This is a genomic window from Ruegeria sp. YTSC199 (assembly GCF_059609725.1).
On the sequence record NZ_JBXWMF010000010.1, the window covers coordinates 121057 to 135826 of the forward strand.

Annotated in this window: 19 protein-coding genes; 15 read left to right on the forward strand and 4 right to left on the reverse strand. The window is 53.6% G+C overall.

Features of this window, described 5'->3' with window-relative positions; all coding sequences use genetic code 11:
- The 8 genes from AC2FEE_RS11880 (at position 1) to AC2FEE_RS11915 (ending at position 6270) form a co-directional block, all read left to right on the forward strand.
- Positions 1–552 carry a hypothetical protein gene (locus AC2FEE_RS11880; RefSeq protein ID WP_496865430.1) on the forward strand — a complete coding sequence of 184 codons (552 nt, stop codon included), beginning with the start codon at positions 1–3 and terminating at the stop codon, positions 550–552.
- Positions 552–2123, forward strand: coding sequence for a phage portal protein (locus AC2FEE_RS11885; protein ID WP_496865432.1), 1572 nt, complete (start codon positions 552–554; stop codon positions 2121–2123). The genes AC2FEE_RS11880 and AC2FEE_RS11885 overlap by 1 nt, the downstream gene beginning before the upstream one ends.
- Positions 2107–4098, forward strand: coding sequence for a phage major capsid protein (locus tag AC2FEE_RS11890; protein WP_496865433.1), 1992 nt, complete (start codon positions 2107–2109; stop codon positions 4096–4098). Before AC2FEE_RS11885 ends, AC2FEE_RS11890 begins: the two co-directional genes overlap by 17 nt.
- Positions 4099–4160: 62 nt before the next feature.
- Positions 4161–4448 carry a Rho termination factor N-terminal domain-containing protein gene (locus tag AC2FEE_RS11895; protein ID WP_496865434.1) on the forward strand — a complete coding sequence of 96 codons (288 nt, stop codon included), beginning with the start codon at positions 4161–4163 and terminating at the stop codon, positions 4446–4448.
- Between the two features lie 3 nt (positions 4449–4451).
- Positions 4452–4787, forward strand: a complete 336-nt coding sequence (locus tag AC2FEE_RS11900; protein ID WP_496865436.1) for a head-tail joining protein — start codon at positions 4452–4454, stop codon at positions 4785–4787.
- Positions 4774–5322 carry a hypothetical protein gene (locus tag AC2FEE_RS11905; RefSeq protein ID WP_496865437.1) on the forward strand — a complete coding sequence of 183 codons (549 nt, stop codon included), beginning with the start codon at positions 4774–4776 and terminating at the stop codon, positions 5320–5322. Before AC2FEE_RS11900 ends, AC2FEE_RS11905 begins: the two co-directional genes overlap by 14 nt.
- Positions 5306–5833, forward strand: coding sequence for a hypothetical protein (locus AC2FEE_RS11910; RefSeq protein ID WP_496865439.1), 528 nt, complete (start codon positions 5306–5308; stop codon positions 5831–5833). Before AC2FEE_RS11905 ends, AC2FEE_RS11910 begins: the two co-directional genes overlap by 17 nt.
- Complete coding sequence (locus AC2FEE_RS11915; protein WP_496865440.1) at positions 5833–6270, forward strand: phage baseplate assembly protein V; 438 nt, start codon at positions 5833–5835, stop codon at positions 6268–6270. The genes AC2FEE_RS11910 and AC2FEE_RS11915 overlap by 1 nt, the downstream gene beginning before the upstream one ends.
- Before the next feature lie 82 nt (positions 6271–6352).
- On the opposite strand, the gene AC2FEE_RS11920 is transcribed toward AC2FEE_RS11915, so the two are convergent.
- Positions 6353–7063: a heparin lyase I family protein gene (locus AC2FEE_RS11920; protein ID WP_496865442.1), complete on the reverse strand. Its 711-nt coding sequence runs from the start codon at positions 7061–7063 to the stop codon at positions 6353–6355.
- Between the two features lie 332 nt (positions 7064–7395).
- Positions 7396–7956 (reverse strand): hypothetical protein, encoded by a 561-nt coding sequence (locus tag AC2FEE_RS11925; RefSeq protein WP_496865444.1) that lies wholly within the window; start codon positions 7954–7956, stop codon positions 7396–7398.
- Positions 7957–7997: 41 nt separating this feature from the next.
- On the opposite strand from AC2FEE_RS11925, the gene AC2FEE_RS11930 reads away from it, so the two are divergent.
- The gene (locus tag AC2FEE_RS11930; RefSeq protein WP_496865446.1) at positions 7998–8144 is read left to right on the forward strand and encodes a hypothetical protein; all 147 of its coding nucleotides are present in this window, start codon (positions 7998–8000) and stop codon (positions 8142–8144) included.
- Between the two features lie 291 nt (positions 8145–8435).
- Here AC2FEE_RS11930 and AC2FEE_RS11935 read toward each other — a convergent pair whose 3' ends face one another.
- Together AC2FEE_RS11935 and AC2FEE_RS11940 are read right to left on the reverse strand one after the other, a co-directional pair.
- Positions 8436–8708, reverse strand: coding sequence for a hypothetical protein (locus tag AC2FEE_RS11935; protein ID WP_496865448.1), 273 nt, complete (start codon positions 8706–8708; stop codon positions 8436–8438).
- 61 nt (positions 8709–8769) lie between these two features.
- Positions 8770–10362, reverse strand: a complete 1593-nt coding sequence (locus AC2FEE_RS11940; RefSeq protein WP_496865450.1) for a pilus assembly protein N-terminal domain-containing protein — start codon at positions 10360–10362, stop codon at positions 8770–8772.
- Between the two features lie 647 nt (positions 10363–11009).
- Here AC2FEE_RS11940 and AC2FEE_RS11945 point away from each other — a divergent pair.
- From AC2FEE_RS11945 to AC2FEE_RS11970, 6 genes are all read left to right on the forward strand, one after another.
- The gene (locus tag AC2FEE_RS11945) at positions 11010–11408 is read left to right on the forward strand and encodes a thermonuclease family protein (RefSeq protein WP_496865452.1); all 399 of its coding nucleotides are present in this window, start codon (positions 11010–11012) and stop codon (positions 11406–11408) included.
- Between the two features lie 272 nt (positions 11409–11680).
- A complete protein-coding gene (locus AC2FEE_RS11950) occupies positions 11681–12190 on the forward strand; it encodes a hypothetical protein (protein ID WP_496865454.1) in 510 nt (169 codons plus the stop codon).
- Positions 12191–12336: 146 nt separating this feature from the next.
- The gene (locus AC2FEE_RS11955; RefSeq protein WP_496865455.1) at positions 12337–12675 is read left to right on the forward strand and encodes a GPW/gp25 family protein; all 339 of its coding nucleotides are present in this window, start codon (positions 12337–12339) and stop codon (positions 12673–12675) included.
- The gene (locus tag AC2FEE_RS11960; protein WP_496865457.1) at positions 12672–13574 is read left to right on the forward strand and encodes a baseplate assembly protein; all 903 of its coding nucleotides are present in this window, start codon (positions 12672–12674) and stop codon (positions 13572–13574) included. Before AC2FEE_RS11955 ends, AC2FEE_RS11960 begins: the two co-directional genes overlap by 4 nt.
- Positions 13567–14136 (forward strand): phage tail protein I, encoded by a 570-nt coding sequence (locus AC2FEE_RS11965; RefSeq protein ID WP_496865459.1) that lies wholly within the window; start codon positions 13567–13569, stop codon positions 14134–14136. Before AC2FEE_RS11960 ends, AC2FEE_RS11965 begins: the two co-directional genes overlap by 8 nt.
- Positions 14137–14763, forward strand: coding sequence for a gp53-like domain-containing protein (locus AC2FEE_RS11970; RefSeq protein ID WP_496865460.1), 627 nt, complete (start codon positions 14137–14139; stop codon positions 14761–14763).
- Positions 14764–14770: the final 7 nt, after the last annotated feature.

Below are 14770 nucleotides of genomic sequence, written 5' to 3' on the forward strand. Positions count from 1 at the left end.
TTGCGGGCGGGTTTTTCATTGCTGACACAATTTCCGAGTTGCATTCGGGCGGGCTTGAGCCTTCGGGCAACCATCAATTCTGCTGAATACCCGGCATCAGACTGGTCCGTAACGGCCTATCTGCGCGGTCCTGCGGCCATTGATCTGACGGCGACGGCAGACGGCGACGCGCATTTGTTCGCAGTAGCCGCCGGCGCCACCGCGAATTATGTGCCAGGTCGGTATGTTGTTACGGTTCGCGTCTCGGATGGCGTCGACACGTTCGAAATTGAATCGGGCGAACTTGAGATTGAAGCGGACGTTGCCAGTATCGACGCAGGGCACGACCCACGTAAACACGCCGAAAAGGTTTTGGCAGCGATCGAAGCGGTAATTGAAAACCGGGCGACCAAAGATCAGCAGTCTTACAAAATCAAAGACCGGGAATTGGTTCGCACCTCTATCGCCGATCTGTTGGAACTCCGCAAAACGTACAGGGCCGAGGTGGCCAAGCTGAAAAGCAACGGCCGCAGCCAGCGCATCGTGCGCCGTAAAGTGAGGGTGTCGTTCTGATGGCTTGGCCTTTCTCAAAACGCAGCGCGGAACAACCAGCCAAAGAAGTGGTTGACGTTCAAACCTCTATTCCAAAAGTCAGCCGTCGAACGGTGGCGCGGCCGATCCGGATGGCCAGATCCTATGACGCCGGAGAAACGGATCGTTTGACCGCAAGTTGGACCACAACACCTTTGACCGCTGACCAGGTCATTGACCGTAACCAGCGGATACTTGTTGCGCGGTCTCGCGAACAGGCCGCAAAGAACGACTATCTCAAAAGCTACCTGCGTCTGTGTGACCAGAACATTGTTGGCTATCGCGGAGTTGTCCTGCAGGCGCAAGCCAAAGACGCGAACGGCAATCTTGATCGGGGTGCCAATGAGGCCTTAGAGGCGTGGTGGAAAAAATGGGCTCGCGCGGAAAACTGCGACATCAAAGGGCGCAGCAGTTTCCGTATGCAGTGCAAGAAGGCGGTACGGACTGCGGCCAAAGACGGCGAATTCATGTTCCGCGAAATAGTGGGCAAGGCCGCGCCGATGGGCTACGCGCTGCAGAGCATTGACCCGCAACGCTGCCCGGTTGACTACAACGTCGACCGCCTGCCGGACGGCCGCTTTATTCGGCAGGGTATCGAGTTCTCGCGCGAAGGGCGCGCACTGAACTATTTCTTCATGACTGATGACCCGGGAAACACCGGGTACACCTTCAACGGCCGCAATCTCGAACGCGTACCAGCGGACGAGATCATTCACGGGTATCTCGAAGAGATCGAAGGGCAGCGCCGTGGTTTGCCATGGGCGGCAACATCCCTGTGGCGTCTAAATCAACTCTCAGGATTCGAGAAAGCGGCGCTAGTCAATGCCCGCACCGGCGCCAGCGTCGGCGGCTTTCTGGAGTGGGATGAGGGCGAAGGACCGGAACCCGACGAAGAAGACGAAGACGAAGAAATCGTTATCGAGGCCGAAGGCGGGATCTTTCAAGAACTGCCCGCTGGTTTGCGTCACAAGGCTTTCGACTCGCGCTATCCCAGCGGTGAATTCGGATCATTTCACAAGGCCATGCTGCGCGGCGCGGGGGCCGGTATGGGCGTGGCGTATGTCAGCCTGGCCAATGATCTTGAGGGTGTGAACTTCAGTTCGATCCGTCAAGGTGTGATCGACGAGCGCGAACACTGGATGGACCTGCAAGAGTGGCTGATCGAGTGTTTGATCGACCGCGTATACAACCGAGCACTTGAGCGCGCCTTGCTGTTGGGGCTGGTCACGAATGGGCCCATTCGGCTGCGCCCCGAGCGTATAGCCAAATACCGTGCCGTTTTCTGGCAAGGTCGACGTTGGGCGTGGGTTGACCCGACGAAGGATATCGACGCGGAAGTCACGGCCAAAGACAATCTACTGACTGCCCCGTCAGAGATCATCCGAAAGCAGGGTCGAGACCCTGAAACCGTCTGGCAAACGGTCGCGTCTGACATTGCGTCGATGGAAGCCGCAGGCATCCCGGAAAAATTCATCATGGCCGCGATGGGCCAGGCATTGGGCGCGAAAGCACCCGCAACCAAACAGGAGCCCCAAAATGACGGGACAGAATAAACTTGCTGACCTGATTGGCCAGCCCCTGACGCGTGGCATCACCGCCGAGCAGATCAACAGCAACCGAGGGCAGGGGCCATTGCGTCGTACGGCCGCGGTGCGGTCATTCGAAGAAGAGACGCGCACCGTCGAGGTCGCGTTCAGTTCCGAAACCCCGGTCGCGCGGTGGTTTGGTGACGAAGTTCTCGACCACACCCCGGGCGCGATGCTCAGCGAGCGCTTGGATAACGGGGCGGCGGTCCTCTGGAACCATAACCCAAATGCGCAGATTGGTGTTGTTGAAAGCGCCCGCGTGGACAATGACCGGGTTGGGCGGGCTGTTCTGCGGTTTAGCCGTCGAACCGAAGCCGAAGAAATCTGGAACGACATTGTCGACGGTGTGATCCGGCATATTTCGGTCGGCTATTTCGTGCGTGCGATCACCACCGAGGAACGCGAAGGCGAAACCGACAAGGTCACGATCACCGAATGGGAACCCTACGAAATCTCTATGGTCAGCATTCCCGCCGACGCGAGCGTTGGCGTTGGCCGGTCGGTGGGGGAACCGCCAGAGGAACTCGAAAACGAGCGGGGCAATACTGACACCCAAACTGATGCCAACGAACAAGAAGGATCGGGCAATATGGAACGAGTTCTACGACACAATGGCGCCTTGGTCCGCGCTCGTGTGGACGAAAACGGCAACGTGGTCGAGGTGCTTGAGGTGCTTGAAAGCGCCGCTGATACCCGCGCATTGGTACAGGAAGGCGCACAAGCCGAGCAACAGCGCACCGCCGATCTGCTGGAACTGGGCGAACAGTATTCGGCGCAGCAATTGGCGGCAGAGGCAATCCGCAACAACACCAGCGTGGAAGACTTCACCCGGTCGCTGCTGGATCACGTCAACAACGGCAACGAAAACAACACCCGCAGCAACCGCCCGCTGGATGATGACGGCGGGCAAATCGGCCTGACTGAAGCCGAGGCGGACCGCTTTTCCTTCACTCGCGCCCTTCGCGCTCTGTCCATGCCCAATGATCGGGCCATGCAAGAGGAAGCCGCGTTTGAGTTTGAAGCCAGCCGTGCGGCAGCCCAGGCACTCGGTCGGAATGCGCAAGGCATCATGGTTCCGATGGACGTTCTGCACCGGGCTCTGAATCTGGGGACTGACGGCGCACAACCGGGTGACACCGGCGGTTTGGCCGTAGGTACAACCCTTTTGTCGCAGAGCTTTATCGAAATGCTGCGGAATCGCTCGGTGTTCCTCGCCTTGGCGACACCATTGGGTGGCCTGATGGGCAACTATGACATGATCGGACAAGCGGGCGGCGCGTCTGGTTATTGGCTGGATGATGACGAAGACGCCGGCGAAGGCAGCCAAGACCTGCGTGACATCAACATGTCGCCAAAGACCGTGGGGGCCTTCTCGGAAATTACCCGTTCTGCCTTGCGCCAGACTTCGATCGATACCGAGGCAATGGTTCGCCGAGATTTGGCCTCAGCTCTGGGCCTGACGATCGACCGCGCCGGTTATTACGGAGATGGCGTCAAAAAACCGATGGGTCTGAAAAACCAGACAGGTGTTAATGCTGTGGCTTTTGCAGCCGCCAACCCGACCTATGCGGAACTGGTTCAGATGGAAAGTGAGATTTCCGTCGACAACGCCGATGTTGAAAGCATGGCCTACTGTGCGAATGCGCGGTTCCGCGGCCACTGTAAGACCACCGAAAAATTCGCGGGTTCGAATGGTGCGCCGATCTGGGAATCGGGCAATCAGGTCAACGGCTACCGGGCAGAAATCACCAACCAGGTCGATCAGGGCGACGTGTTCCACGGCAATTTTGCGGACGCCGTTGTCGGTGCCTGGGGTGGTCTTGACCTCACAGTCGACCCGTACACACACAGCCGCAAAGGTCGTCTGCGGATAGTTGCTTTCCAAGACGTCGACATCGTGTTCCGCCGCGTCGAAAGCTTCTGCTACGGCGCCCCCGCGTAACGGCTGAACAGTGGGGCAGCCAATCGGCTGCCTAACCTCTTCAATCAAAACTGGAGACTGACATGTCGACCAAAATAGCCACCATCAAGATCACGTCCGCCGTTGTGATCGAGGGAAAAATTAAGGGCCCGGGCGCAATCGTAACCGTCAACGACGCTGACGCCAAGAACCTGCTGAACCGCAAAAAGGCGGAACTTCACACCGCCGATGGTGACGAAGATAAGCCTTTGGACGAGCACACGGTCGAAGAACTTCGAGAAATCGCCGAAGATTACGCCATCGAGGGCTTCAGGAAGCTGAAAACCAAAGCCGAGCTGATAAAGGCGATCGAGACGGCCGAGGCCGAATAAGGGATGCCACACCCCCCTTGGGAAGAACTCTCCGACTTTTTCGACCCTGACGAGTTCGCCACACAGGCGGTCATTACTCGGAATGGCGAAGCGGTCGGGGAGTTCTTTGGCATTTTCACCGATGCCAGCCAGGTCGCGGTACTGGGGGATTATGAGCACGACCACCAGACGCCAGTTTTCATATGCGCTGAGAGCGCCGCCGCGCCTGTGCAAGCTGACGATGAAGCTGAAATCGAAGGCAAGACATATGACGTTGTACATTCGCCCCAGCTCGACGGCACTGGGCTAGCGATGCTGATCCTTGCCGAGCAGAGCGTTTACTACAATGCTGGCGTTTAACTTTGACGATCATCGTCTGGAAGAGGTGGCGGCAGCGTATGATGCCACCCCTAAGCAGGTCGATTTATCGCGCAAACGGGCCGCGAAGCGCACCGCGGGCACGATCCGCCGGTTGGCATCGAAGGGCCTGCAAAGCGAACTTGGGCTGAGAAACGCCACTGCACTGCGTCGGCGGATCAAAGAATTTAAAGTGGGCAAGGGACGCGACACGCTGAAAATCTGGTTCGGCGCGAACGATCTGCCTTTGTCAGCATTCAAAGGGCGCCCCAAAAAGGTGCCGGGTGGAATTCAGTTTGGCGATACCACCATTCACGGCGCGTTTCTGGCCAACGTGAACGGTCGACGCGGGGTTTATCAACGAACGGGCCCCGGCAAGTTTCCGATTGTCGAGGCTGCGTTGCCGGTCGCTGATCGCATGATGATCTATCTGGAAGACGAAGTGTTCGTCGACGTCGACTCGATATATTTCAAGCACTTTGTGGCCGAGATTAAGGCCCGCACAATTCTGGGGGTTGGCGATGCCAGACGAAATTGATCTGGGGCAGGCCCTTGACGACGTTGTTGCAAATCTAGCCGCCAAGTTCGACGGATTTAAAACCGTTGTGGCTGAGGATGAAAGCCGTACAGACCTACGGGTTCCCGCGATTATTGTTCAAATATCGGAGCTGGAGCCGGATCTTGATCAGGACGCTTTGACCGGACAATTCCCGTGCCTGGTCCGCATTGAGGCGCGTATCGTAATGGGGCAGCGCACCCCAAAAGTTCGACGCGAGTCTGTGAAGGCAGCGGGCGCGGTGGCGGCGCACGTGCACAAAAGCCGCCTCGGGGTGCAATGGGGTGGGGCGTCAATCCTTGCCGTGGAACCTGATGAGTTCGCCCCGCAGTCCCACAAGTTCGACGTTTGGCGCGTCGAGTGGGTTCATGAATGCCACGTAGGGCCCAGCTATTTTGTCGATGAGGGTGTAACGCCAACGGAGGTTCTGACGTCATGGGTGCCTGACACCGGCGCCGGGAACGAAAGCAGCTATAAGAGCGAGGGTGTGTAATGTCGGAATATGCCCTTTCCCAAGCACTGCAGGCGATAGAGCGCATGATCGTCATTGCCACCGTTGTTGAACTCGATCGAGGCAGCGCGCGGGCAAGGGTGGATTGGGGCAACGGTGCGACCAGCAATTGGTTGCCCGTTGCTCAGATGGGCTCGGAAGCGTTGAAGTTCTGGATTCCGCCTGAGGAAGGAACGCAGGTGATTGTTCTTTCACCGGGTGGTGACACGACCAGAGGCGTTATCATCGGCGGCCCGTTTTCGGGGGCACCGCCGGCAGGGAACTTTGACGGCGATATCTCGGGCAAAGGCAATGTCGACGTTCAAAACGGTGACGTTCGCGTTGTTGGCGGCGATGTCGTGGCCGAGGGCATTAGCCTTGTAAATCACGTCCACAAAGACGTTGCGCCAGGTCCGTCAAACACAGGAAAACCGATCTAGGAAAGAGGCCAAGCGCTCATTCTTTCACTTCCTATTTGAAGTCTCGAAACATACGTGTTCCCAATTATGCGTTCCTGAGAAACTACCACTCGATGCTGAGGCTTCGAAAGTACATAACCCGGCGCGTGACTTCCGTTCTGTTGTGGGGGAGTTCTTTTCGCCAGCCCGGTAGGTATGGCCCAAACTTGAACTTTGGAACCCAGTCCGTTGAATCACAGTTGGGACCGTTTTCCGAATACTCTTCTTTTCCATCGAACAACACACGAAGCCGCCCAGTTGAGCCTAAACTCCATATGGCTTCTACATGAACATCAACCCACTTGATGACTTGCCACGGGGTATAGTCAAAAAAGAGGTCTCCTATTTTTCTTTCGTAGATGTGCTCTGCCTTATCTTCTGTGTTGTCATCTAGGTTTCGAGCCAAACGCAATCTAGTGTTGCGCAGGTCAAGCGCAAGACAAGGGCCTCCTTTGTCCCGAGTGCGCGGAAGCCACTGGGCTAGAACAAACGACATCCAGGGGTCTTGTACAAACCTATCATTCATTGCGAAGGAAAACTTGTAGTTAACTGGAGTTTCCAAGGGAATTTTATCGGGATTCCCATTTACCAAAAGATCCGCTCGGTAGGGAACTTTATCGCCTTTATGATCATTTCGATCAATTTCCATCTTAAGGGAATTAACTCCCAATTTCTTTCGTATTTTTACCTTTTTTTCGCTAATGGCCTTGGAACTGACATCCGAGAACCGATCAATTTCACTGGGGCTGTCAAAGTTGCTGCTGAAAGATTGCATGCTGCGCTCCAAATTTTTTTCAAAACACTTGGGTAGTATACCGATCAATTTTTTAAAATTCCAAAAGTGTTTCCTTCAGTATGCGCCTGCGTGATCGTCGCGGTTCCTCTTAGTCGTGTTTCGTAACTGTCAGGTCCAACCCATTCCCATCGTGAATCGGGTCGGAATTGTTGTTACATCGTCCTTGCGAATTGCCTCGGCGATTGCCTCAAGTGCCGCTGCTGCGGCGTAGGGCGTCTTGCGCGGAATCTTGATTTCAACTGAGACCGTTTTCTCTGACCTGCGCCCGCCGTAGGTTTCAAGGCTTAAGTCTACTGCTGAAGTGGGTGCAGTCAGCAGGGCTCCATGCGATCACTGTGAAACACAATGATAAGATTGTTTACCTCAGCAAAGATCCTATTCGGAAGCCGAATATCATTAAGCTCGAAGAAATAGGGCTTTTTGCAGCGCCGCGCAGGTAAGCGGCCATTGAGTATGTCGAGGACCTTCACCATGTCGCGCGCGAGGAAAACGTTAACGCCCGTAGATTTTCCTCGAGAGGCCCAATGGCTGACTACATTTATGCCAAGGGTGTACGTAGTGCTGCGAACAAAGGGATTCTTTTCCGCCTCTTCTTTGGAGACGCTGCAAGTCATCAATAAATCTATGTCGGAATATCTACGTCCGACTTCGGGCGGCTTAGCTTTGAGGTCTGGGTAAACAATATGCTCGAATTCCGAAAGCGATCCTCTCATCTTGTAAAGCGCTCTGTCCGAACGGATCTCAAATTCTTCGATGAGTTGGTCCTCGTCTCCAGCTGGGAGGTATTCAAGAGGAATTACAACCACTTCGTCCTTTAAGCTGCCGTACTTGTTGGGCTCAAAATTCAAATATTCGTCGAACACTTCAGCCATGAAACCCTCCACTGCAAAAATAATCACTTTAATAGGCTTACTTGCACATCGTGCAGCATTTTCATTTTTCGATCAAGGAAGGTTACGGAAGCGACGAAGCACAGTTAGATAGCCTGAAAAAACTCCGCTGGAGCGGGTTTGACCCTGAAGTGTGGCTCAGCACGCAAGTAAAGATGGGGCCGGTATGATTGTCGACGCGCAGATCAAAACTCAAGCGAAGGTCTTTAGCTGTTGCCTTGAGTTTTTTTGTTGTGTCTGGCAACTCTGCTATTTCCGTGGTAAAAATTCTGAGTACCCCGTGTTTTTTCGCAAAATTTGACAGGGGCTTAACGAGATTATTTCAGAATAAAGAAAACAATTTCTGTGATGTATGAACGATCAGCGAGAGCTCTCTTTTCTATCGTAGTAGTTTTGTCGCACGTTGGACTTGTGATATTCTCGGCCTATTACTTGCGTGATAGAATAACAAGTCCGCAAACCTATTTTTCTACTATTGCTATTTTCCTTCCGATCTTCGGCACATATGTAGGAATTGTTGTAAAGACAATTGGGATCACGCCAGGGCCAAGAGGCAAAATGGTCAGCACAGTGTTCCTAAGCTTAATGACTGTTCTTTTCGTGGCATACATTGTGTCAATTGTCTTTATTCTGTTCCTGTATGGCAGCTCTACTATACCAAATGAGAACTCCTTGCCGGGAGCAATTGCGTTGGTGGAAGCCGCCTTCGGCGGATTTTTCACGAGTCTATTCATAGTGTTGTTTAGATTCTCGTCTTCAGAATCCTAACAATTAGTACAACTAAAATAGGTGACTTTAATGCTGGCAGCTTCCAATCAGACCATTGCTGAGGCAAGCATCTAAAGACCTGGAAACAAAACTCATTATTGCATTCCTTATTTGCTCAAACTCCGGATCAAAATCAACCGTAGCGTACCCCTCGATTGGTGGCCTTGAATCCGCCGGCCACCTGCGCAACTGTGTAACCGGCATTTGGAAATCGAGAATGTACCTGTCAACGGAAAACTGATTTGGGACTATTTGCAAAATCAACCGATGCCAGTGCCCAGCTTTTCCAAGTCCGCCAGTGTAAGGAAAGTTTACATCCAAGTCCAACCTGCCATCGCGGGCCACAATCGAGCAAACAGCAACGCCCGGCTTAATACAATCCACCCCCAGAACGTTCTTAACCCCTTGCGCTAGAACCTCGTTGTAAGCCATCATATCGGACTCAATAGCGGTTAGAAAAACAACTCGGGGAACTGACATAGATATTGATCGGCTCCCGGCTCCACCTCCTGTCCTCACAGCCATTCTAATCGTATCGTACTCGCGAAGCTGCAATGCAACACCCGCCTCGTAGCCAGGTTGTACTTCGATGCAAAATTGATCGTAATTGAGGGCACCCGTTAGCCAATCGAAGTTTCTGCCATACTCGGCGTGTCCGGATGCCGCAGCGCTGGCGATCCAAAACCCACATTCGCCGTTGTCCGCTTCAAGTTTTTGTATTTGCTCTTTGGTATATGATCCATCACGAAATGTGTCCAGGTGGTGTATCGCCCGCACTCGGTGCCCCTTCAGGGCGGCTTTCAGGATGGAATTACTCCAATAACCTTTCTTAGCCTCAACTAAAACATCGCCGCTTTCGCATCCTCCATCTCCGCAATAGAACACTTTGTAGCAAGTATCGCGACCAAGGCCGTGATCCGGACTGCTGCATTCTGTCGCCAGTTTCAGAACATCTACAACATTGCTCCAATCCTTTACGACATAAGGCAAATCAAAAAAATCTATTGGGTTTTCTGGCACCTCAATTTGATACCCATCAATGACTCTAATCCAGCAGCTCCGGATTATTTCACCATTACTCGCAACAAGCGCAAGCGAAGTGACGCCTTGGCCTTCTCCTCTTATCTGAATTTCTGGCCGATCATAGTGTTCGGTATCCAGTATACGCCCGTTACCCACTTTAACAAATGAAAGGTCTTCATGGCTGTCAATGAACTCCTCAAACCCTACGCCCATGGTCAGCAGGTTACCTGACTTGAACTGACAACCCTTTTCAGAAGTCTTCTCCAAGATCGTTTCTATTTCTGGGGTGTCTTCGACTTCTAATCTGCATTCGCGAATAATTTGCCCCCCTTCGTCCACAAAGCGAATTGTGGTAGCACCGACATATTCTCCACTTAGCAATACATAGTTCTCCTCAACGAACGGGCTAAGTAAATCCTCGTTGCTAAATCTTATGTCGTAGGTTTGCTCCGGTATTTCCAAAGCGGCAACGGAACCAACAAAAAAGTCCTGATCTTGCCTACCCTTGGAATCACACAAATCTTCGCCAGCCATTGCTGCCGAGTTCATTAAGACGCATGTAAAGAGCAAAATCGACAACAGCTTTCTAATAATCATCCGTTTTTCTCCGGGTGCGTGTGGGGTTGACTTACTAGTCTGATCTAAAATGCAAGTGCTCTCTGGGCTTTGAGTCGTCATAATTGAGTCCAGCGCAGCCGGTCGGTAGCCATCGGCGCTGGCCGGACGTCTCGTAACGGGGGGTCTCCGTTCCTCGAAGATGATCTTTACTTAATCTAGATACAGCCGTTCTCCCACGGACGCCCACCATGAGACAAAGGCGCTCTTTTATTCAATTTCGACAAGGTAAACTGTAAGTCGTCGAAGTGGCTGTCGCAACGTTGCCACGAAAACCCCAGCAATGAGGTAGAGGGAGGAAAGCCGACATTCACCGAAGACGTGGTATTCGGCGCTTTGGGCTCACAGCAGACATTCAAAGATCAACAATAAGGAGGCACGGCGCGCATACTATAAGTGCAAAGCGCGATGGTATTGCCGAGCTTCCAAATGGGAAACAAAAGAATACGCAGATCCTCTGCTTGCTGAGAATGTGGAGGTGAGAGCGATTTCGATGCTTAAGCCCATGTTCAACATCGTTGGGAAGAGGGCCGGATATGAGCTCGATCCATACTTGGATCGGGTGAGTGAGGCTCGAATGGTGATTGAGGATTTACCGTTTGATGACGAAGAAGCGGAATAACAGACGCATGAAATATTTTATCACTGCCGCGCTTCTCACGTTGGTTGCATGTGCCCCAGAAAGCAGCACAAACACCTATGTCCGTGACGCTGATACGATTGTCCTGGACGGAAAGGCTGTGCGCCTGAGCGGTGTCGATGCGCCCGAGTTGAACACCAAGGCCGGGCAGGCGGCAAAGCAATGGATGATCGCCTATCTGAGCGGCAAGACTGTTGAGTGCGATCTGAATGGTGAGCGCACCTATGACCGCTGGGTGGGTGTCTGCAATGCGGATGGTCGCGATCTTGGTGCAGCCGTAATTGCCGCAGGTCATGCCCTTGACTGTGCACGATATTCTGGTGGACGTTACCGGCATTTAGAGACTCAGGCAGCGGGGTCGCGGATCAAACGAGCAGGGTATTGTTAACAGGAGAATTAGAAGTGGCTGATTGCAGGTTCTATGAAGTCTACAGTAAGGATATCCAGCGAAATCCAATGAATGGAATGCGAGGGCGGTATGCGCCAGTTCGAGTTAGGGTGCCGTGGTGCAGTCACGCAAGCTCGCCGGTTGATAGGGATATAGCCATGACAGCAGGTGGGGCTAACCTCCTTAAGTGTGGAGGTGATATTGATAAATGTCCGTTGATTGAGGCTGGTAGTTACTTTGCAGACGGCCAATAGGAGCAGGAGTAATTTCCTTTGTGTTGGTTGTTGCAAGCTTTTTCGTGGGTCAATAACTTAGATGGTTTCATAGCCGACTTGGTTAAATCCCTTCTGTCGGTTTCTTTGGGGGTGTGGCTGACAATCCAATTTGGTCTAAAGCGTTTTATAACGGAGAAATGGTGGGAGAAGCGGGAAAGCGCGTATGACGCTGTTATTTCCGCCGCCTACCATGCATTTCAAAATGTCGACGAAGTTCTCCATGCTGAAGTCGAAGGACATACAATCCCAGAGGACAAGGAACGCGATCTTGAAGAAATGGGCAGGCAGGCCTTCGATAAAATAGCGGAAGCAAAAACGATTGGCTCGCTCAAGCTTTCCAAAGAGTTCTTGGATAGATTGCATATGCTTGACAGAGAGCTTGGGGAGGCGGGGCACATTCCCGGTGAAGGTTCGAATTGGTATACATACCTAGGGGAGTCGCACGACGCTTACAGAAGGTGTCTGGATGACTTGCAGAGTATCGCTAGGAAAGATTTGAAGCTGTAGGAATGCACAAATAGGAGGCGAGGCGATGACTCCTATGGAAACCGCGCCAACGGGTGGCCCGAGCAGGATTCAGTGAGGTACTGAACCTAGTTTGATAGGGGGAACCGCCAGAGGAAACCCCGAGGGTTGTTTTGCATTGTCGCCGTATGTACGGGATCAGCGCAATAACGGCCCGGAAGCTAGGCGGGATCGATCATTTACGCCAGTCAATCCGGGATATTTTGACCACGCCAATTGGGTCGCGTGTAATGCGGCGCGAGTATGGTTCGAGTTTGTTCGACCTGATTGACGCCCCGTTTTCGTCGTCTGCGAAGCTGGAAATCATCGCTGCCACAGCCGAGGCAATCATGACATGGGAGCCCCGAGTTGAGGTCGAACGTATTTCGCTCAGTTCGTTCCAGCCGGGCCGGATCGCGATTGACTTAGAAGGTCAATACCTACCTGACGGTCGCGCGGTGCAGATCGAAGGGATCGTGATCGAATGAGTGCATTCACCGCCATCAATCTGGATAAATTTGCGGCACCGCAAACCATCGACCGCAAGGATTTTGAAACCATCCTGACGGAAATCAAGTCATGGCTGGTTGAGCGCGAACCGGGCCTTGCTTCGGTTTTGGAGCTGGAAAGCGAGCCGATCGTCAAGGTACTTGAAGCTTGGGCCTACCGCGAAACCCTTTTGCGGGTTGAGGTCGACGACGCGGCCCGGGGGAACATGCTGGCCTTTGCCTCTGGCGCGCAGTTGGATCACTTGGGCGCATTCTTTGGCGTCGAGCGCGCCGTTGTGCAGGTGGCCGACCCAAACGCGGTGCCGCCAGTACCAGAGATATTGGAAACGGACACGCGGCTACGCCAGCGCGTGCAGCTTGCGCTAGAAGGATTCACAACCGCCGGGTCACGCGGCGCCTATGTGTTTTGGGGTCTTTCTGCTTCGCCTATGGTCAAAGATATCAGCATCGATTCCCCGATGCCTGGGCGGGTCGACGCAACAGTTCTTTCAACCGTGGGCAACGGCGTCAGTGATGCCGCGCTGTTGGGAGTTGTAGAGGCTCAATTGAATGAAGAGGACGTGCGCCCCCTAACCGATCAGGTTGTTGTTCAATCGGCTGCAATCATTGATTACAGCGTCGACGCCTCTTTGATCATGTACGAAGGGCCCGACGCCGAAGTTGTGCGCCAAGCCGCTGAAACAGCCGTTCAGACCTACGTCAGCGAAAATCACTTGCTGGGTCACGATATAACCATTTCGGGCCTGCACGCCGCGTTACATCAGGCGGGGGTTCAGAATGTTGTGCTGACGAGCCCGGCCGCCGATATCGTGGTTTCGCCGATCGAGGCCGCTTTCTGCAGTTCCGTTACTGTAACGATCGGGGGCACTGATGTCTGATTTGCCCAGTGTGCTGCCGCCGAACGCGCAGTCGGTTGAACTGGATCTAGAACAGCTATCGTCACGGCATGAGTTATTTGCCGAGCCGATCACGCGACTTTGGAATCCTGAAACCTGCCCTGCGCATATCCTACCTTGGCTGGCTTGGGCGTTCTCAGTGGATGATTGGGATTCAAGTTGGTCAGAGGAAGCGAAACGCAACGCGATTGCAGCCTCGATCGAAGTTCACAGGCGGAAAGGCACAGTTGGCGCGGTCAAGCGGGCTTTGGCTGCGGCGGGCTATGGAACCGCGCAAGTCATAGAGCGGCACGGTTGGAAATTCCACAACGGACAGTTTTTTCACGATGGGTCGCAAGATCATACAGAGGCGGATCACTGGGCCGAATATCGGGTTGTTCTCACTCGCCCCATTACTGTCGAGCAAGCCGAACAGGTGCGCAAGATATTGGAGAACATCGCGCCGGCGCGATGCCACTTGAAAGCGCTCGATTTCACCGAAGCCCTGAACACCTACAACGCCCGGATCACATACGACGGCCAGTACACACACGGAGTCGCTTAAATGGCTAATCTGCAAGAAACAGAAGAATATGAAGATGGCATCTATCAGATTGAAACAGGCGACCCCGTTTTAGGTGGCCCGCCGAATTTGGGGTTGGGGCAGGGTATTTCGAATGTTCCTACTCAGCAGTTGGCGAAGCGAACCAAGTGGCTAAAAGCTCGGGTGGACTCGCTGTTGCAATCGGTCGGAACCCTTGTGCCGACAACGCGCCTTATTAACGCCGGAACTGGTTTGACGGGTGGCGGCAGCCTTTCCGCTGATCGTACTATTTCCCTCGATGCCGGGTCGGCGTTGTCTGAAATCGCGGGACAACTGACGACTACCCACGCCAGCGCAGGTGTGCAGGAATTGCCGGGCGGCCTGATCATCCAGTGGGGCAGTTTCGTGTTTGATCAGATCGGCAACAATCTGGAAAAGACAGTTGCGCTACCTATCGCATTTCCCAGCGCCCATTATCAGACGGTCCTTTCGGGCACGGTTGGCCGCATTAACCCCGTTGGCAATCCAACCGAAGGCGCGCGCGTCGAAACCTTGACGCTTGCGAACTTCACAGTCCATTCGGCTTGGACCGACGCGATCGAAATGCCTGCGGCCACGCCATGCCGTTTCTTCTCAATCGGTAAGTAATGAGGCA